This window comes from Mycobacterium sp. FW102-FHT13B02, from assembly GCF_058790275.1.
Window position 1 is genome coordinate 146,051 of record NZ_JBYTCM010000007.1, and the last position, 18,008, is coordinate 164,058.

Annotated in this window: 20 protein-coding genes and 1 pseudogene; 11 read left to right on the plus strand and 10 right to left on the minus strand. The window is 65.5% G+C overall.

Annotated elements, in window-relative coordinates:
- The first annotated feature begins 127 nt into the window (after positions 1–127).
- Together AC3WTE_RS14735 and merT are read left to right on the plus strand one after the other, a co-directional pair.
- Positions 128–520: an ArsR/SmtB family transcription factor gene (locus AC3WTE_RS14735; RefSeq protein ID WP_165682416.1), complete on the plus strand. Its 393-nt coding sequence runs from the start codon at positions 128–130 to the stop codon at positions 518–520.
- Positions 517–804: a mercuric ion transporter MerT gene (gene merT / locus AC3WTE_RS14740; RefSeq protein ID WP_459368299.1), complete on the plus strand. Its 288-nt coding sequence runs from the start codon at positions 517–519 to the stop codon at positions 802–804. The genes AC3WTE_RS14735 and merT overlap by 4 nt, the downstream gene beginning before the upstream one ends.
- Before the next feature lie 145 nt (positions 805–949).
- Here merT and AC3WTE_RS14745 read toward each other — a convergent pair whose 3' ends face one another.
- Both AC3WTE_RS14745 and AC3WTE_RS14750 read right to left on the minus strand, forming a co-directional pair.
- A complete protein-coding gene (locus AC3WTE_RS14745; protein ID WP_165682390.1) occupies positions 950–1,795 on the minus strand; it encodes a patatin-like phospholipase family protein in 846 nt (281 codons plus the stop codon).
- 381 nt (positions 1,796–2,176) lie between these two features.
- The gene (locus AC3WTE_RS14750) at positions 2,177–2,530 is read right to left on the minus strand and encodes a methyltransferase family protein (protein WP_459368300.1); all 354 of its coding nucleotides are present in this window, start codon (positions 2,528–2,530) and stop codon (positions 2,177–2,179) included.
- 137 nt (positions 2,531–2,667) lie between these two features.
- On the opposite strand from AC3WTE_RS14750, the gene AC3WTE_RS14755 reads away from it, so the two are divergent.
- Both AC3WTE_RS14755 and AC3WTE_RS14760 read left to right on the plus strand, forming a co-directional pair.
- On the plus strand, positions 2,668–4,671 hold the full coding sequence (locus AC3WTE_RS14755) for an APC family permease (RefSeq protein ID WP_165682388.1): 2,004 nt from the start codon (positions 2,668–2,670) through the stop codon (positions 4,669–4,671).
- 189 nt (positions 4,672–4,860) lie between these two features.
- Positions 4,861–5,061 (plus strand): annotated as a pseudogene (locus AC3WTE_RS14760) (leucine zipper domain-containing protein); the annotation flags it as partial.
- 60 nt (positions 5,062–5,121) lie between these two features.
- Here AC3WTE_RS14760 and AC3WTE_RS14765 read toward each other — a convergent pair.
- Complete coding sequence (locus tag AC3WTE_RS14765; protein ID WP_165682387.1) at positions 5,122–5,610, minus strand: methyltransferase; 489 nt, start codon at positions 5,608–5,610, stop codon at positions 5,122–5,124.
- Positions 5,611–5,731: 121 nt separating this feature from the next.
- Positions 5,732–6,784, minus strand: a complete 1,053-nt coding sequence (locus AC3WTE_RS14770; RefSeq protein ID WP_165682386.1) for an alpha/beta hydrolase — start codon at positions 6,782–6,784, stop codon at positions 5,732–5,734.
- Between the two features lie 333 nt (positions 6,785–7,117).
- Between AC3WTE_RS14770 and trxB the strand changes: the two genes are divergently transcribed.
- Both trxB and trxA read left to right on the plus strand, forming a co-directional pair.
- Positions 7,118–8,083, plus strand: a complete 966-nt coding sequence (gene trxB, locus AC3WTE_RS14775; RefSeq protein WP_165682385.1) for a thioredoxin-disulfide reductase — start codon at positions 7,118–7,120, stop codon at positions 8,081–8,083.
- 40 nt (positions 8,084–8,123) lie between these two features.
- Positions 8,124–8,459, plus strand: coding sequence for a thioredoxin (trxA, locus tag AC3WTE_RS14780; protein WP_165682384.1), 336 nt, complete (start codon positions 8,124–8,126; stop codon positions 8,457–8,459).
- Positions 8,460–8,490: 31 nt separating this feature from the next.
- Here trxA and AC3WTE_RS14785 read toward each other — a convergent pair whose 3' ends face one another.
- The 3 genes from AC3WTE_RS14785 to AC3WTE_RS14795 form a co-directional block, all read right to left on the minus strand.
- On the minus strand, positions 8,491–9,333 hold the full coding sequence (locus tag AC3WTE_RS14785) for a class I SAM-dependent methyltransferase (protein WP_205895723.1): 843 nt from the start codon (positions 9,331–9,333) through the stop codon (positions 8,491–8,493).
- A complete protein-coding gene (locus AC3WTE_RS14790; protein ID WP_205895722.1) occupies positions 9,330–10,907 on the minus strand; it encodes a radical SAM protein in 1,578 nt (525 codons plus the stop codon). Before AC3WTE_RS14790 ends, AC3WTE_RS14785 begins: the two co-directional genes overlap by 4 nt.
- Positions 10,908–11,005: 98 nt before the next feature.
- Positions 11,006–11,557 (minus strand): carboxymuconolactone decarboxylase family protein, encoded by a 552-nt coding sequence (locus tag AC3WTE_RS14795; protein WP_165682383.1) that lies wholly within the window; start codon positions 11,555–11,557, stop codon positions 11,006–11,008.
- 234 nt (positions 11,558–11,791) lie between these two features.
- On the opposite strand from AC3WTE_RS14795, the gene AC3WTE_RS14800 reads away from it, so the two are divergent.
- The 3 genes from AC3WTE_RS14800 to AC3WTE_RS14810 all read left to right on the plus strand — a co-directional run bounded on the left by AC3WTE_RS14800 (position 11,792) and on the right by AC3WTE_RS14810 (position 13,869).
- The gene (locus AC3WTE_RS14800) at positions 11,792–12,139 is read left to right on the plus strand and encodes a DUF427 domain-containing protein (protein ID WP_165682382.1); all 348 of its coding nucleotides are present in this window, start codon (positions 11,792–11,794) and stop codon (positions 12,137–12,139) included.
- Entirely contained in the window at positions 12,136–12,543 is a 408-nt protein-coding gene (locus AC3WTE_RS14805; protein WP_205895721.1) for a hypothetical protein, read from the plus strand. Before AC3WTE_RS14800 ends, AC3WTE_RS14805 begins: the two co-directional genes overlap by 4 nt.
- Before the next feature lie 96 nt (positions 12,544–12,639).
- Positions 12,640–13,869: an acyltransferase family protein gene (locus tag AC3WTE_RS14810; RefSeq protein ID WP_165682381.1), complete on the plus strand. Its 1,230-nt coding sequence runs from the start codon at positions 12,640–12,642 to the stop codon at positions 13,867–13,869.
- A gap of 366 nt (positions 13,870–14,235) precedes the next feature.
- Here AC3WTE_RS14810 and AC3WTE_RS14815 read toward each other — a convergent pair whose 3' ends face one another.
- Positions 14,236–14,790, minus strand: a complete 555-nt coding sequence (locus tag AC3WTE_RS14815) for a hypothetical protein (RefSeq protein WP_205895720.1) — start codon at positions 14,788–14,790, stop codon at positions 14,236–14,238.
- A 117-nt stretch (positions 14,791–14,907) separates the two neighbouring features.
- Between AC3WTE_RS14815 and AC3WTE_RS14820 the strand changes: the two genes are divergently transcribed.
- The gene (locus tag AC3WTE_RS14820) at positions 14,908–15,645 is read left to right on the plus strand and encodes a Crp/Fnr family transcriptional regulator (RefSeq protein ID WP_165682380.1); all 738 of its coding nucleotides are present in this window, start codon (positions 14,908–14,910) and stop codon (positions 15,643–15,645) included.
- A 55-nt stretch (positions 15,646–15,700) separates the two neighbouring features.
- Here AC3WTE_RS14820 and AC3WTE_RS14825 read toward each other — a convergent pair whose 3' ends face one another.
- Together AC3WTE_RS14825 and AC3WTE_RS14830 are read right to left on the minus strand one after the other, a co-directional pair.
- Positions 15,701–16,780 carry a hypothetical protein gene (locus tag AC3WTE_RS14825; protein ID WP_165682379.1) on the minus strand — a complete coding sequence of 360 codons (1,080 nt, stop codon included), beginning with the start codon at positions 16,778–16,780 and terminating at the stop codon, positions 15,701–15,703.
- Positions 16,781–17,053: 273 nt separating this feature from the next.
- Positions 17,054–17,380, minus strand: a complete 327-nt coding sequence (locus AC3WTE_RS14830) for a glutaredoxin domain-containing protein (RefSeq protein ID WP_165682378.1) — start codon at positions 17,378–17,380, stop codon at positions 17,054–17,056.
- 251 nt (positions 17,381–17,631) lie between these two features.
- Between AC3WTE_RS14830 and AC3WTE_RS14835 the strand changes: the two genes are divergently transcribed.
- The coding region (locus AC3WTE_RS14835) for a DUF302 domain-containing protein (protein WP_492438573.1) at positions 17,632–18,008 on the plus strand (377 nt) is incomplete at its 3' end.

Genomic DNA, 18,008 nt, shown 5'->3' on the forward strand with positions numbered 1-18,008 from the left:
CGGTGTTGCTATTCGCTATGGCGAATAGCAACACCTACCGATACTATATGCATAGCCGAATAGTTGGAGGAAAGGAGACGCGGTGGCCGCCTCCCAGGCGTTAGTTCCCAAGGCGCACACCGGCCACGTGGGCGACGGGGCGCTTGAGGGTGCGTGCCGACATTCGGACACCACAGCCCGGTTCTTCCGGGCGCTGTCGGACCCGACTCGGTTGCGGCTCCTGGAGTTCATCCTGCCGGGCGAGAGAACGGTCGCCGAATGCGTGGAGCACGTAGGGATTTCGCAGCCACGCGTCTCGGTGCACCTGTCGTGTCTGACCGACTGCGGGTACGTGGTCGCGCGCCGCGATGGCCGCAAGTTGCGGTATTCGGTCGGTGATGTCCGCGTGGCCGAACTGGTGCACCTCGCGCGAGCACTGGCCGCCGACAACGCCGCGGCCCTGTCGTGCTGTCCCCGCATCACGGACCGCTGCGACCAAGGAGGCGCTGGAACACCTGCTATTGCGAAGGACATGCGGTGAACATCTCTACACGGTCGCGACGCCGCCGCCCCGGCGAGCACGGGGCGGGCGTAGCGGGTCTGGCGGCTGGTGCCGTGGCGCTGACGGCCCTGTGCTGCGCGGGACCGGCGTTGCTGGCCGGCGGTGTGCTGACTGCACTCGGTTCCTGGCTGACCAACCCCTGGGTGGTCGCCGCTGGGACTGTCACCGCGATCTCGGCGACAGCAGTCGCCGTGCGTCGTCGCCGGTGCGCAAGCACCCTCCAAGACGGCGAAGCTCACCGACCGGATCGATGGAGGCGATGATACGCAGGTTGGTGGTGCACAAGGTATTTCGCATCAGCCCTGGATTCTCGCGCACCGACGCGACGGCCGCTCCTAGACGGTGCGCACAGGCTCGCTGAAGGGGTCTTAGCTTGGATTCGTCAATTGCATTGCTGGGCAACGTCTGTCAATGACGGTGCGGTTCCAGGAGTGCTGCCTGGCCGACAATACAATGGCCGGCGGCCAGCCATTGGCGCGTCGCCGCGTGCGACCGCTCGATAAGAGACGCCGAGTGCGAGAAGTCGACGGGTGAGATCGCGATCGGGCACAGTGGTGGGATGACCCGCAAATCGGCCGCCGCTTCGAAGCGGGCGACATCGGCAGCGAGCCGCTGATTGACCGCCAGTGTCACCGCATGCAGCGCCATCGCCAGAGCGCCGCGGGGCGACTTGCGCAGTGCGCAGGCATAGCCGGTGGGCAGCACCCACACCACGTCAGCGCCCAGCGCAACCGCATGCGAGATCGGGGTGTTGTTCGCGACGCCACCGTCGAAAAGGTCGCGCCCGTTGACGTTCACCGGTGGGAAGACAGCGGGAATGGCAGCGCTGGCAGTGATCGCGTCGACCGCATCTCCAGACGACAGCAACACGTCCTGGCCCGAGAGCACGTCGGTGGCGACCACATGGAAGGGGATCGACGCGTCCTGGAGCCGAGTGAACGCGAGGTGGTCGGTGAGCAGTCGCCGCAGGGCCGCATCGGGTACCAGACTTGAGCGCAGACCGAGAAATCCCAGCAATCCGATGATCGGGCGGGTGGGGAACACGTCGTTGCGCGACAGCGATCGCCAGAGGTCGGCAAGCGCGCCGACCCCCGCGATGTCGGGCCGTGCGGCGACCCAGCTGCCGTTGAGCGCGCCGACAGAGGTGCCGACGATCAGATCCGGGATGATTCCGGCCTCGGCCAGACCGAGCAGCATGCCGACCTGGACTGAACCCAGGCTCGCGCCACCGGAGAGCACGAATGCCGTTGTCATAGCTGAGTCAACACCGAGGCGTGCCGCCAATATCCGTACACTGTCTCCGTGGTGACACTGCCGCACCGGGCTACTCGAAGCAGAACGTGAGCGTGTGTCGCGTGCGCCAGGATGGCGAGCACCTTGCCGTCCACGTTGCCCGATGGAGGCGGCGCCGACCAGAATTCGGCTCGCCTGGTGGGCTGTGAGTTTGACGAAACCCTTCCCGTGTCACATTCCAACGACGCGCTCGTCGCTGTCCTCGAGATTCACGGCGAAATGTCGCCCGTCGTAGCCGGCATGCTCGCGTTGCTGATGCGCAACTGCGGCAAGCTGGTCGGCCACGTGGAACTGCTCACGGCGGGCCCACCGCGTCCATTTGTTGACCGAAGCCGGCCTGGGTTACCGATTCCAGGCACGATCTTCCTGAGCGTCTGCACTCTCGAGCATCGCCGTCCAGACCGAGAAGCGGGATAGCGCGTTGATCACCCGGCGGCCGACTTCGGTGGGTCGATAGACCACGCTCATGGGCGCGTCGGTGTCCCAGCTTCCGTTGTCGCTTCTGGCCACCAGTCCACGCGCGGCAACGAGCCGCAACGCCGCCGCCAATCCGCGCCGCCCGGTGGGGACATTCGACCTGATTTCTGCCAGGGTCATCGGCCCGTGCGCGAGCGCGTCGAGTAGCTCGACGACGTGCCGATGACTCACCAACTCCCGCAAGCTCGGCACGGAGTCGGATTCACCTGGGGACGGCATTCGACGCACACTAAGGGGCCAGGCGGTGAGGTTGAAGAGGCCCTACGGAATCCATACATCCGCTACCTGGACTTTTACGGAATCCATACGTCTGCGGCGACATCAATGTTGGTTGATCAACAGTAGGCTCCGATGTCGTGCCGTCACCGACATCAGTGCTCAAGCGATTGGTCGTCGGTCGACCGTTCCGCAGTGACCGACTCGGCCACACCCTGCTGCCCAAACGCATCGCCCTGCCGGTATTCGCCAGTGATCCGTTGTCCTCGGTCGCCTATGCGACTCAAGAGATCCTGCTCATCCTGACGCTTGGCGGGCTGGCCTATCTGCACCTGGCGCCCTGGATCGCCGCCGCGGTCGTGGTGCTTCTGGCCGTGGTGGTCCTGTCCTACCGGCAGGTGGTGCAGGCCTACCCCAGTGGGGGTGGGTCGTATGAGGTCGTTTCCATGAATCTGGGGCCGCTGCCGGCGTTGATTGTGGCCGCGGCATTACTCGTCGACTACGTGATGACAGTTGCTGTGTCCGTCGCTGCCGGCGTTGACAACATCATCTCGGCGATCCCCGAACTCAATCCGTATCGCGTCGCAATCAATCTCGGCTTCATCGTGTTGCTGACCGCGATGAATCTGCGCGGGGTGCGTGAATCCGGGCAGGCATTCGCCGTTCCGACCTACGCGTTCGTCGCCGGCGTGATGTTGATGATTGCAATCGGCTTGTTTCGGACGCTGATCGGAAATGCGCCGCAGGCCGAGAGCGCGAACTACGGCATTCACGCCGAGCAGGTCGGTCTGACGTCGGTCGCCGTTGCGTTTTTGGTACTGCGTGCCTTTTCGTCGGGCTGCACCGCCCTCACCGGCGCGGAGGCCATCTCCAACGGAGTACCAGCCTTCCGGAAACCCAAGGCGCTCAACGCCGCCCGGACCATGGCAGCGATGGGCGTGATCTCAATCACAATGTTCGCGGGCGTGACCGCGCTGGCGTTGATCGCACATACCCGGGTCGTCGAAAACACCTGCGACCTCGTCGGGTTCCCCGGCGACTGCAACACCGATCCGCAGCGCACGGTGATCGCCCAGATCGCGGCCGCTGTTTTCGGCAACAACAGCATCATGTTCTTCTATATGCAGGCCGCTACGGCGCTGATCCTGATCCTGGCCGCGAACACCGCCTACAACGGCTTCCCATTGCTCAGCTCGATCCTGGCCCAAGACCGATATCTGCCCCGGCAACTACACACCCGCGGTGACCGGCTGGCGTACTCCAATGGCATCCTCCTGCTTGCCGTGATCGCCGGCGGCCTCATCTACGCCTTCGACGGTTCGGCTACCCGGTTGATCCAGCTCTACATCGTCGGCGTTTTTACCTCGTTCACGTTGTGCCAAGCGGGCATGGTCCGGCATTGGAACCGACAGCTGGCCGATGCCACCACGCGCGCGCAGCGATACAGGATCCACCGCGCACGGGCCATCAACGCGTTCGGCGCCTGTTTCACCGGTGTGGTCCTGGTGGTGGTCATGATCACCAAGTTCACCCATGGCGCCTATCTGGTGGTGATCGCCATTCCGGTGCTGTGCGTTCTGATGCAAAGCATTCACCGGCACTACGCGGCGGTGCGCGCCGAGCTACGCACCGCAGACGACGACGAGCCGACGCTGCCCAGCAGGATCCACACCATCGTGCTCATATCGGGCTGGCACAAGGCAACTCAACGCGCTCTGCTGTTTGCACGGGCAAGCAGGCCTGACACTCTGACCGCGCTCACCGTCAACGTCGACGACACCGAAACCAGAGCGCTGGCGCGCGAATGGGAAGAACTCAACATCGATATTCCGCTCAAGGTCATCGAGTCGCCTTACCGTGAAATCACCCGTCCCGTCTTGAACTACATCAAGAAACAGAGGCAAAGCGGTCCCCGCGACGCTATCAACGTGTACATCCCCGAATACGTCGTCGGCCGCTGGTGGGAGAACCTGCTGCACAACCAGAGTTCCTTGCGACTCAAGGGCAGATTGCTATTCGAGCCCGACGTGATGGTCACCAGCGTGCCCTGGCAGCTGCACTCCTCGGCACACCGCGACCTCACCGCCCCCGAACACGCGCCCGGCGAAATCCGCAGAGGAATCGACCCCTCCGCAACCGGCTGAATTCTACGGCAACGGTTTCCTCGCCGACTCAACCGCGGTATGGATGTTGCCCGCGTAGCGCCCTAACTAGATGTCCAGAGACGTTGTTCCCGCTTGCCTTTGAATTGGCCCTGCCGACGAGACAGACGAGGGTCTCCGGTTGTGGCGTGGGAGCTGTCTAGGAACCGCTTCGCCAATTAGGAGGCCTTCATTTCCCACGCCAACGCGGCGTTGACCCCGCGTGCTCGATTGTGTCTTGCTCGCCTGGTCGTAGAATCCGGTTGGACGTATGCGACAGTTAGCCAAAATGTTCATAGTCTCGGCCCACACTGCCCGGAAACGGGCGGATCGTTATCGATCCGAGGGCCGGCCTGGATGGCCGATCGCAGTTCACTACGGCACCCAGGTCCTGAGTGAATTCGCCTGCGACAGGTCCGTCACCGATCGTGGGCATCCTGACGATAGCCCCAGTCAAATTCTCTCAATCCGACTTTCGATAACATTCAGGCCAATAAAGCTCAGTCCAGAAATAATGAAAAATGCTGCGTTGGACGCGATGAGACCTAACGCGAAAAATAACAACCAGTAGCTGTCGTAGATCGGGTTCCTCAAGAATTTATAGATGCCTTTTTGTGCGACGATCGTCTGCGTGAAGAAGTTGCTATTTATGAGTGACCCGGGCCCGAGCGTGCTCACCGCCGCAATGAATATGAATGTAGCTGCGGCCGCCAACGCATATCCTAAGGCTGGCAGGGATACCGTGGGTAGCCGGTAGTTGCGGTCCAATGTCCCGGCGAAGAACCCAAAGAGCAGCCAGAACGGCAGAATGATGAGCGCGTGCAGCAGCAACCCGTGCTGGTACTTGTCGTATATGTGGCGGTGCTTTTGCAGGTAGACACTGCAGGAATTCACCGCTACGGCCAGTAGCAGGCTGAAACAGGTGATGAGCATGAATGCCATATTCGGCAACCGTTTCCGTGCGGCGTCACTGGGGACGTTGGTGGCCTTTTGCAGTGGTGTCGCGGCGCGCCGACGGTGCAGTACCGAGACCCGGCGGGCGCGTCATCGCGTCACTGGCCGGTCAGGTGGTGGGGGTGGCACCCAGGGTGCGTTGCAGGTCCGGTTTCATCGCTTGTAGCTCGCGGCCCCAGTAAGCCCAGGTGTGCGTGCCGTTGTCGGGGAAGTTGAATACGCCGTTGTGGCCGCCGGCGGCGACGTAATTGTCGCGGTAGGTCAGGTTGGTGCGCACCGTCAGACCTTCCAGGAAAGTGGCCGGCAGGTCAGAGCCACCCAGCTCGTTGGGTGTGCCGTTGCCGGAGTAGACCCAAATGCGCGTGTTGTTGGCGACCAGGCGGGGGATCTGCACCATAGGGTCGTTGCGTTGCCAGGCCGGGTCGCTCGAGGGGCCCCACATATCGTCGGCCTTGAAGCCACCGGCGTCACCCATCGAGATGTTGATCAGGAACGGCCACCAGCCCTCTGACGGGTTCAGAAAACCCGAAAGCGAGGAGGCGTAGGTGAACATGTCGGGGTGGTATTCGGCCAGGGTGAGAGACGAGCTGCCCGCCATCGACAAGCCGACGACCGCATTGCCCGCTGTCGAGATACCGCGGTTGGCGGCGAGCCATTGCGGGAGCTCAGTGGTCAGGAAGGTTTCCCACTTGTAGGTCTGACAGCCAGTGTTACCGCACGCCGGTTTGTACCAGTCGCTATAGAAGCTGGACTGGCCGCCGACTGGCATCACGATGGACAAGCTGGACTGGTAGAACCATTCGAACGCGGCGGTGTTGATGTCCCAGCCGTTGTAGTCGTCTTGCGCGCGCAGGCCGTCCAGCAGATACACCGCGTGCGCACCGCCGCCCTGGAATTGCACCCGGATGGTGCGGTGCATCGCCGCGGACGGGATATCGAGGTACTCGACGGGTAGACCCGGTCGGGAGAAGGCCGACGCTGTCGCCGAGCCGCCGATGGCTCCGATCAGGCCAGGCAGGACGGTGGCCGCCGCCGCGCCCGCTGCCAGCCGTCGACGCCAACGACCCCGCCTGGTGGCCCGCGCCGGCGTGACACTCGGGGACGGGAACCCGAACGGCGATGGCTGCGGGGACCTTGCATCGCGCTGGGCGGCGGAGGCCATTCGACGTATCCGCTGACCGAGGGTGCGGCGGGTTGCGGCATCGTGGGGTTGCATCGTTGACGGCATGAGCGGACGGTAGCGATCGCGCAAACGGCCCGCCGCCGACATTGTCAGCGATCGAACACCTCCTGAAGGCCGAAACCGGGTCGAAGCCAACACCACTCGCCATAGGTGTCAGCAGAATGACACTGTGGATGCCACGTCATCGTGTCCGCATCATCATCGACCTGGATTGGTCGTTACGCGCAAGCCCAGCGTCGGTGGCCTCGTACCGACTCCCGGCACGACGCTACTTCAGGTATGAGCCTGACCAGAGCCATATGAAAGGCGGCCATGACCACCCCAGATACCGATTCCCCCGTCGCTTCGCTCTCCCCGGCTGTGCACGACGTGATCATCATCGGCTCCGGCCCGGCCGGCTACACCGCAGCGGTGTACACGGCCCGTGCCCAGCTCAAGCCGCTGGTTTTCGAAGGTGTCCAGTTCGGCGGCGCGTTGATGACCACCACTGAGGTCGAGAACTACCCGGGCTTCAAGGAGGGCATCACCGGCCCCGAGCTGATGGACGAAATGCGCGAGCAGGCGCTGCGGTTCGGCGCCGACCTGCGCATGGAGGACGTCGACGCGGTATCCCTCAACGGTCCGGTGAAGACCGTCACAGTCGGCGACGACACCTATCAGGCCCGCGCGGTCATCCTCGCGATGGGCGCGGCAGCCCGTCACCTCGGCGTGCCGGGCGAGCAGGAGCTGATCGGCCAGGGCGTCAGCACCTGCGCCACGTGCGACGGTTTCTTCTTCCGCGACCAGGACATCGCCGTCATCGGCGGCGGCGACTCCGCGATGGAGGAGGCGACGTTCCTCACCCGCTTCGCCCGTTCGGTCACGCTGATCCACCGCCGCGACGAGTTCCGCGCATCGCGGATCATGCTCGAGCGCGCCCAGGCCAACGAGAAGATCAACTTCGTCACCAACACCGAAATTGTTGAGGTGGAAGGTGATTCGAAGGTCAGCGGGTTGCGCCTGCGCAACACCGTCACCGGCGAGGAGACCAAGCTTCCGGTTACCGGTGTGTTCGTCGCCATCGGGCACGACCCGCGGTCGGACCTGGTGCGCGGCCTGGTCGACCTCGATGACGAGGGCTACGTCCAGGTGCACGGTCGCACCACCAACACATCGCTGGACGGTGTGTTCGCCGCCGGCGATCTGGTGGATCACACCTACCGCCAGGCCATCACCGCGGCCGGCAGCGGCTGTGCGGCTGCCATCGACGCCGAGCGCTGGCTGGCCGACCACAGCTGATCGTCCTTCCCCCACAGAGTTCACCCGAGAGGAGCATTACATGAGCGAGGGCAGCGCAACGCTGGCCGTCACCGACGGTTCGTTCGACAGCGATGTCATCAAGAGCAGCACCCCGGTCCTGGTCGACTTCTGGGCGACCTGGTGCGGGCCGTGCAAGATGATCGCCCCGGTGCTCGAGGAACTGGCCGGCGAGAAGGCCGGGGAGCTGACCGTCGCCAAGCTCGACGTCGACGCCAACCCCGAGACCGCCCGTAACTTCCAGGTCGTCTCGATCCCGACCCTGATCCTGTTCAAGAACGGCGGACCGGTCAAGCGCATCGTCGGCGCCAAGGGCAAGGCAGCCCTGCTGCGCGAGATCGCCGAAGAGCTCTCATGAATTCTGGCCCCACGCTAGGCGAGGCCAGAATTCAGGACGTGCCGACGATATCGCCGGCAGTTGTTGGCGGGGCGGCCTGCTGACTCCCGGCGCCGGTGGATTTTTCGGCGACGATGAGCGTGTAGCCCAGCAGCCCGTCGGCGACGGCGCGTCGCGTGATGGCGGTGTAGCGCAGCACTTGGTCGGCGTCGATTCCGACGCGGTCGAGTGCGCGGGTGATGTGCAGCAGGCGAATTCGCGCTTCGATGTGATCGATCATCCGCAGCAGCGCGTCGTCGCCGGTTTCGACGTGGATGGTGCGCAGCCCGACCGCGGCGAACAGGTCGGTGTAGTACTGGCGCGGGCGAGCGTCAGCGACGCAGGCCACCCATCCGGCCAGGGTGCGCAGCTCGCCGGGCAGTCCGTCGGGAGCGGTGATGACGTCAGCCAGCCCCAGCCGCCCACCGGGACGCAACACGCGAGCGAATTCCGCAGCGGCAGAGGGCTTGCCGGGGAAGGTGCAGAAGGCACATTCACTGATCACCGCGTCGACACTGCCGTCGGGCAGCGGCAGGTGTTCGGCATCGCCGAGATGAAAACTCACCCGCTGGGCGAACCCGGCGGCGGTCCGCTCACGGGCTTGCTGCACGATCGGCGCGGCCAGGTCCACCCCGTCGACGCGGACGCCATACTCGGCAGCCAGCAGCCGGGCGGTCGCGCCGGGCCCGCTGGCCACATCAAGAACCCGTTGACCGGGCCGCAGCTGCAGTAGATCGGCGAGCCGGCCGGTGAGCCGGGCACCGCCGGGATGGTAAGACTCACCCAGCAGCGCCGCGACCGCGTCCGACGAATAGAACTGCGCGCAGCAGGATTTGATCTCCTCAGGTGTGCTCACGGCTGCACCGCCCGCTGCCCCACGTTGGTGGTGTCGGGGGAAATGGCCTGCCCGCGGACGGCACCAGGCACACTCTTGGACCCGTGCGGCGTCGACACCAGGATCGGTTGCAACACTGTGGCGTTGGGCACGACATCGGGGACGTCGGCCCCCGTCAGTGACGCCCGAACCTGTTCGCGATAGCCGACCGAGTTGTAGGCGCAGAACGGGATGAGCCGCCCATCCGGGGTGATTTCCTCGACGCAGCACTTCATCAATTGCTTGACGTTGAGGGTGTACGGATCCTGAAAGTCCTGGACCACGACCGCGAACGCGCGGTCGGTCAGCTCAGCGAGCGCCTCGGGCAGATTGATACCGCAGGCGTTGGCGCAATCGAGGGCCTTCGCGGCGCGGGCCAGGTACTCGGTCGTACTGGCAGTCCCCATGAATGCCGAAGCACTCCACAGCTTTTCGAGTGCCTCGCGGATCGCGGCATCGGGCACGATCCGGTTGGACACATAGTCGAGGTAGTCCTCGACCTCCAGCACACGGGGAATCGGCAGCACGTGCTCACCATCGGTCAGCAGGTAACAGACCGAGCGACACGTCGGGAAACAGCACGGCACCGGGAAGAAATCATCGATGCCGAACCAGTCAGGCAGCTGAGCGGCGACCGCTTCGATCACATCGGAATTGGTCAGGCGGGTCAGCGGATCGAACTGCAGGTGCCGGCCCGCGTGGGTCACCGGCTGAAACACCACCGACCGCACCGCCGGATGCGCGATGCCATATTGGATGATCGCACCGACCTCGTGGTCGTTGACACCGCGCTCGACGGCCGCCACCAGGTTCACGATGATGCCCGCCTCAGCGCAGTTGTCCAGCGCCCGGCGCTTGATCTCACGCAGGTCCTTGCCCCGGATCTCGCGGTGGGTGCGTTCATCGAAGCCGTCGAATTGCAGATATATCCCCACGTAACGGCCGACGTTGCGGGCGGCCAGTTCGGCGACAAACTGCCGATCGGTGGCCAACCGAATCCCGTTGGTATTGATCATGACTGATTTGATCGGGCGGGCCTGGGCGGCGTCGATGAAGTCCAAAAGGTGGCGGTGAATAGTCGGTTCGCCACCGGAGAACATCACCACCTCAGGTTCACCCTCGGCGGCCACGAACGCATCAAGCATCCGTTCGCACTGCTCCATGGTGATGGCGAAGCCGTCGCGGTGGTGCCCGGAGTCGGCGAAACAGATCGGGCAGTCCAGATTGCAGTGACTATTCACTTCGATCAGGCCCAGGCAGGCGTGCTGTTTGTGCTCCGGGCACAGGCCGCAGTCCGACGGGCAACCCTCGGCGATCTCGGTTTGAAACTGCAACGGGATCGAGCCCGGCTTGTTGAACCGCATGCTGTCCACGTAGCGCTGGGCATCGCCGTACACCAGCGCCTCGAACGGCCCGTGGTCGCGGCAGCGTTTACGCAGATACACCTTATTGGCCCGGATGTTGACCTGGGCATCGATGACCACCTTGCATACCGGACAGATGGACTTGGTGTATTCGACGAACACCTCGTCACGTTCCTTTTTGGCATCAGCCATGGCTGGGGTGTGACCTCTCATTGCGGGGTGGCGCGGAGACGACACGGGCATCGTCGCAGGAGTGCGCCGTCGGCGGGCGAGAAACGCTGGACAGGCGGCTAGGCCGGCGTCCAGGCCAGCGGCGCCAGCACCTCATCGAGCGGTGTGTGCGCGAGATGATTGGTGTAATTGGACAAGGTCTTTTGCGCTACCCCGGTAATGATGTCCAGGACGTGACGGCGCGTGTGGCCGGCGTCGAGGAAGGCCTGTACCTTGTCCTCGCTGACCCAGCCCGTGTCGTCGACCAGGCTGGCGGTGAATTGGCGCACCGCCTCCAACTGAGGGTCATCGATCGGCTTCTCGTGGCGGATCGCGTCGATGACGGATTGACCGACGCGGGCGGCGGCCGCCGCGGCCGAATGTGCGGCCACACAGTAGCGACAACCGTTTCGTTCACTGGCGGTCAGCCACACCACGTGCTTGGCCGCGGTGGACAGCGAACTGCGCCCGAACTGTTCCGAGAGGCCCTGATAGGCCGCCAACGCCTGAGGGGACTCGGCAAGCACGCCGTAGACGTTGGGGATGAATCCGGTGTGCTTTTTCACCTGCTCCAACAGTGCTTGGGCCTCCTGCGGGGCGGTGTCGGGGGTGTGCACGGTGAACTCGACCATCACGGCTCCTCATCGCATTGCAAATAGTGGTATCGGTTCCCACAGTGCTGCGAACGGGCCGCCCAGGCAGCCCAACTGTCAGCGCGCTGACACGCCCGTTTCGGCACCGAGGGTGTGCGCCCGTCATCCCCGGCTACCGGGGTTGTCACCGCGATGACAGTGTCGTGGACTCCGGCGCCCACCGGTGATGTCCTTGAACGGTAGAACCGCAACAATTAGTGAGGAGTTCGGGCCGTGATGCGAGCAGTGTGGAACGGGGTGGTGGTGGCCGAGGCACCGCGAACCGTGCGGCTGGAGGGCAACGAGTATTTCCCGCCGGAGTCGGTACGGCGGGAGTACTTCAGCGACAGCCGCACCAAGTCGGTGTGCCCCTGGAAAGGCATGGCCCGCTACTACACCCTCGAGGTCGACGGCATCGCCAACATCGACGCCGCCTGGTATTACCCCAAGCCCAGCCCGCTGGCGCGGCGGATCAAAAACCATGTCGCGTTCTGGCATGGCGTCGAAATCCACGGCGAGCCCGAGGGGCCGGGCCCTACCGTGGCCGAACGGTTACCACGCTGGTTGGGCGGCACCCGATGAAACGGGCGGTTACCGGCGCCGAACCGGGTCACGAGCCGGCGGCCACCACGGCGGATCGAGCGTTGCCGATCTGGCGGATCGGAATCACCAGCGGCGCGTTCGGCCTGCTGTGCTGCGTGGGTCCCACCGTGCTGGCACTGTTCGGCGTCGTCAGTGGTGCCACCGCGCTGGCCTGGGGCGATAAACTCTATGACCATTACGCATGGTGGTTCCGCCTCGGCGGACTGGGGATGCTGGTCGCGCTGACAGCGATCGCGTTGCGCCGGCGCGATCACTGCACAATCGGCGGTGTCCGCCGCTGGCGTGGGCGGCTGGCGGCCACCGTGGCCGTCGCGGTCGGCACCTACGCGGCGCTGTACGCGTTGACCACCTGGCTGGGCACCTTCGCCGGCGCTCGGCACTGACCGCCTCGATGGCCGGCCGTGGCGTGGCCCTTCGTTCGGCCGCCGATAGCCCTGCGTCATTGGCGGCATGCCCGCACTGACCCCGAGAGTTCAGCAGTGAACGCGCCCGTGGCCACGGCGACCCGGTTCCGGGCCCGAATTATCGGGCTGGACGGCGCCCGCGGACTGTCAGCCCTGGGCGTCGCCGTCATGCACGTCACCGGTCACTACTCACCCCTGACCGCCTACCACTGGAAGACCAACCTGGTCGGGCTGTCGCTGATCTTCTTCTACGCACTCAGCGGGTTCCTGCTGTTCCTGCCGTACGTGCGCAACCTGATCGAGCAGCGCGAACTGCCGAGCACCGCGAACTTCGCCGTCCACCGGATCGCCCGGATTCTGCCCGGCTACCTGGTGATCTTCTTGCTCTGCAACTACCTGCTGCAGATCGTCTACGTGCAGAACGCGTCGCTGCAGCCGACCCGCACCGAAGACGGCACCGGCATGATCACCGACCCGTGGCAGCTGATCGCCAACCTCACCCTGACCCAGTCGTACATCCCGAAGTACTTCCAGACGGGGCTGAACCCGTCGTGGTCGCTGACGCTGGAATATGCCTTCTACCTGTCGATCCCGCTGCTGGGCATGCTGCTGTTCGCCCTCGGCCGGCGCGCCACGATGCGGCCGTGGCTGATCGTGTCGCTCGGGCCGGCGCTGCTGATCGCCCTCGGATTCATCGGGCGGGCCTTCGTACCGTGGATGATCTCGGCGTTGCACCTGACCGATCCGACCCAGATCAACTGGGGCGCCAACTGGGTCGCCGTCTACACGAAGACCTTCCTGACGAACTCGGACACCTTCGCGTTCGGCATGGCCGCCGCGGTGCTGGTCGTGGCCATGGAGCACAAGGTGATTCGCGAGAAGCTCAGCCGCCGCGTCCGGCTGTACAGCTTCTTGGCGATGTTCCCGGTCGGCGTGGTGATGCTGGGCCTGATCGCGCTCGCCAATCCCTATGCCACATCGGCACTGGCCGTGCTGTGCGCGCTGGGGATCCTGGTGATCGTCGCGCCGCTGTTCCGCGCGGAGCGGTCCGGGCTGGCCGAGCTGCTGGACACCGCGCCCTTCCGGTTCGTCGGCAAGGTCTCGCTGTCGGCGTATCTCTGGCATTTCCCGCTCATGCTGCTGGCGGGCCGGTGGGGCCTGATGGCCGGCGACACCCTGCCCGGCATGCTGCGCAACGTGGCGCTCGTCCTCGCGGTGACCTTGGCGGTCTCGGCCGTCACGTACTACACAGTGGAAGAGCCGGTGATGAAATTCGCCAAGCGGTACCGCACCAGGTGGTCCTGAATGCGTCGTGCGATCCAGTGGGGTGCCGCGATCGCCCGGTGCTCCTCGTGATGGCGGTGCTGGTATGAGCGGTGGTGCGCCGCGGGTGGTTACCCGGATCACGAAAATGGTGATTGCCGTTGCAGGTCAACATGTTCGATGAGGACGCGACGCAACAATGCGGCCCGCGCGTGGGGCGTGGCCCGGTGAGTCGCGGTCGTTGCAGGTGCCGGAACGATCTGAGTGCTGGAAGTCCGCCAACCGGGCAGATGGAGTGTTCGGGTGGGCAAAACACGTTGTCAGGCAAGGTATTTGCCCCTGATGGGGGAGAGGGGCCAGGCCACGGCAACCTGGCCCCTCTCGGAGGGGGATGGTCGATTCGGCTGGTTATCGGGTCTTGGCGGGCCGCAGGAGCGCCAGGCCCAGTGCCGCCCCGTACATCAGGTGTTCGATGGCAAAGGGCCCGTAGCCGACGATTTGCGCCATGTTGCTCACGGTGTCGCCGCCGCCGAACAGCGCGGCCGCGATGGGCAGCCCGATCCAGGAGCTGATCGCGAACACCACCAGACCCCACATCATGGCCGCACCGATCAGGACGGCGCCGTGCAGCCGCGCCATCTGGGCCAGCACGGCGAACATCGCGCCGTACATGGCGCCGACCATCATGTGGATCATGGCGCCGACCACGGCAGGACCCCAGATGAAGGTAAACGAATCGCCGGCCATGGCGGCATGCGCGGATTGCATCATGGCGTCGGGGCCGCAGAATGTAGCGCCAATGTGATAGAGCGGGGTGAAAAAGCCGGTGTGCTTGATCGCAGTGGACACGAACATCGCGACCATCGCCATCGCCATCGAAGCCACGACGCCGGCGACGGCGCCGCGCACTAGACTACGAACGATACTGCTGCCGCTGGCGGTTGAGGCTGCTGCGGTTGTCATATCGATTCTCCTCCGTGTTGGTGGGTGCAAGCAGGTGTGTGCGCACCCCACACAACCGGGTTGTTCTTGCGCGCACCCGCGATGTGTCAGCAGGATGACAAGAAACGAGGAGACATTATGGGTAGCGAACACCGCGGTCCGGGTTTTCGGCAGGCGATCAGCATGCTCGCCGGCGGCACTGAACCTGCTGATCCGCAAATCCGTCAGGCGGCATGGGTGGCGCGCTGCGTGGGCCGAGGGGCCGCCGCACCCCTGCATCCCGATGATCTTTCTGCCTTGGCAGGCAGCTTGACCGCACGCCAATTCGAGACCGGGACAGTGCTTTTCGCACTGGGTCAGGAACCCTGCGGGGTGTGGATTGTGCGCCAGGGACAGGTGGAACTGGCCGTCGGTTCCGGGCGCCGCCGCGCCGTGGTGGACGTGCTGCGCGGCGGAGATGTCGATGGCGATATCCCGCTGCTGCTGGATATGCCGATGGCCTACACCGCCCGCGCGCTGGAGGACAGCACCTGCCTGTACCTGGATCGGGCACATTTCGAGGGGCTGCTGGCCACCCATCCCAGAATCGCCCGGCGCTGGCTGTCGTCGGTGGCCCAGCGGGTATCGGCTAGCCAGGCGCGGCTGATCGGCCTGCTGGGCAGGCCGCTGCCGGCCCAGCTGGCCCAGCTGCTCCTCGATGAATCCACCGACGGCACAGTTCAACTCGCGCAGCGGACTCTGGCCGCGATGCTGGGTGTGCAGCGTCCGTCGCTCAACAAGATCCTCAAAGACTTCGAACGCGACGGCCTGATCAGCGTGCGCTACGCCGAGATTGCGTTGATCGATGTGACTGGATTGCGCGCCAAGACCGGCTGACGGCTCGCCGCGTGAATCCGCCAACCGCTATGTGTGCCACATAGCGGTTGGTGTGTCAGGTGTGACGCTGATGCGGCCGGTGGCGCGCCGCTGCCCACAGCCCTGCGCCGCCGCGTCCGGCGGCCGCCACGACCCAGCCGCCGGCGAACAGCGCGCCGGCGCCGGCGCCGATGGCCAGGGTGTAACTCCAGCCGCTGATCGGCGCGACCAGGTTAGGCACCAAGACGATCGCCAGTGCGGGATAGGCGTATTCGCGTGTGAACGCCAGCAGGATCAACACGGCCGCGGCCGCGGCCAGCTGAATCGTCGTGGCCATCACGACACGGGTCGCAGTCAGCCCGGGCGCGATCACCGGGCATACCGCCGAGGCGGCGCCGCCGATCGCCGCAGCGGCCACCAACAAGGCCCAGCGCCGCAGCGCAACCGTGGGCTGCTGGGCGCCCTGGGTGCACCACTCCAGGGCGGCAACCAGCAGCGGCGGTGCCACCGCGACCGCCGGCAACGGCAACACCACCGTCGCCGCGACGATCCAGCCGTTCGCGACCATGCCGAATGCCACCAGCGACGTCCACCGCCACCGGTGCGGCCCGGAAGGTTCGACCGCCTGCTCGCGCAGTGCTGGCACCGATAACAGCGCCGCCAGGCTCACACAGATCGCCGCCACCGCCGCCGGATACAGCCACGAGGTAACGCCGAACACCACCGGCAGCACCGCCGCGGAAATGACCGGGCCCAGGCGCCCGCCGGCGACTTGAGCTATCGCCACGGCTAGCCCGAGAGCTACCGTTTCAGCGGCCATTTTCGGCAGCGGTAGTCCGGCGAGCAGGGTGCCGGCGACGGCACAGATGGTCGGCAGCGCTGCTAGCCGCCAGAAGGACCCGGCCCAGTCGGATCGGCCGACCACGAGCACCCCGAACGCCAAGGCCGCGCCTTCAGGAAAGACGGGTGCACGCTCCCCGAATCCGTAGCCCACCGCCAGCATGGGGGCGACCACGATCAGCGGCAGCGGCCACCGCCACCAGGATCGGGCGCCGGCACCGGTGGTGACCGCCGAGGCGACGCGTGCCCAAACGCGCGGGGTGCCGATCGCAGGGGCGTGCGCTGGCGGGCCGGTATCGTCGTCGAGTTCGGTCATGTGGGCAGGGCCTCAGTGGACCGAACGTGGTCAAGGCCGCTGCGATGCTGCGCTGCCCCGTGGGCCAGCGCACACTGCAGCCCGGCCAGCCCGACACGCAATCGTGGGACACCCGGATTATCCGCGCTCATCGAGCCGGCCCGTAAATGACTACCGGCCGCAACGGTCGCCCGCGACGGGTACCAGAGCCCAGCGCGCCGGTGAGCCGCGGGCACACCGCCCGCCCATGCGCGCCGCCCCGGCGGGCGGACCGAGTCATACGCACGGGGTCGCTCAGCGGCCGAGCAACCGGCCCCACCAGCGCGGTGCACGCTCACGACGGTCACCACCGGCGGCCGTCAGCACCTGACGGAAGCTGGGATTGACCATGGCCTGGTCGCCGACGAACACGGTAGGCACAGTCTCATTGCCGCCGGCCACCGACCGCACCCGCGCCGCCGCCGCGGGGTCCTCCCAGATGTTGATTTCCTGCAGCGGCAGACCCGATCGGCGCAGCGGGCCCATCAGCGCCAGGCAAAACGGGCAGCCCGGCCGCCAATAGACCTCGACAACATCAGTGCCGCCGGCGGGTACCGCATTGTTCGAGTGCAGGTCTGTCATCGGTCATCTCCTCGTGCTGGCGCATTCTGGGTGCACGCTCGACAGGGTGGGCCACCGGGTGTGGCCCGCGCTGCCGTGGCGGTGCGTCGTGCATGTCCCACTCAATGCCATCGCCTGCCGCGGGGCGCCACCTTTGTCACATCGCTGACCATTTACGCCGCGCCGCGTGCGGGGCGCAGCACGTTGGGCCCCGGGGTGTTTCGCTCCGAATTGTTGGCATTCCCAAACACATTGTTGAAAGGCAGAACCCAGTGGCCCCGAGCACGACCACCCGCACACGATCGATCCTGCTGAGTGCTATCGCCGCGGCGGCGACGGTGTCACTGACGGCGACCGGCTGTAGCGGGGCAACCAGCACCAAACCCAACACCAATCAGGCCAGTACCCCGACCAGCGCCAGCGCCGCCGCCGGCGTCAACTCGTCGGCCGACGCCGCCGTGCCGGCGGTCGAAACCGCGTCGGTGGTGACCGCCGACTCCAACGCCGATTTCGCCGCCACCATCGATGCGCTGAAGGCGGCGGTGTCCTCGAACGGCATGATGATTCTCGGGGATCTTGATCAGGCCGCCGCACTCAAAGCGACCGGGCTGAATCTGGCTGGCGCGCATACCTTCTTCGTCGGCAACCC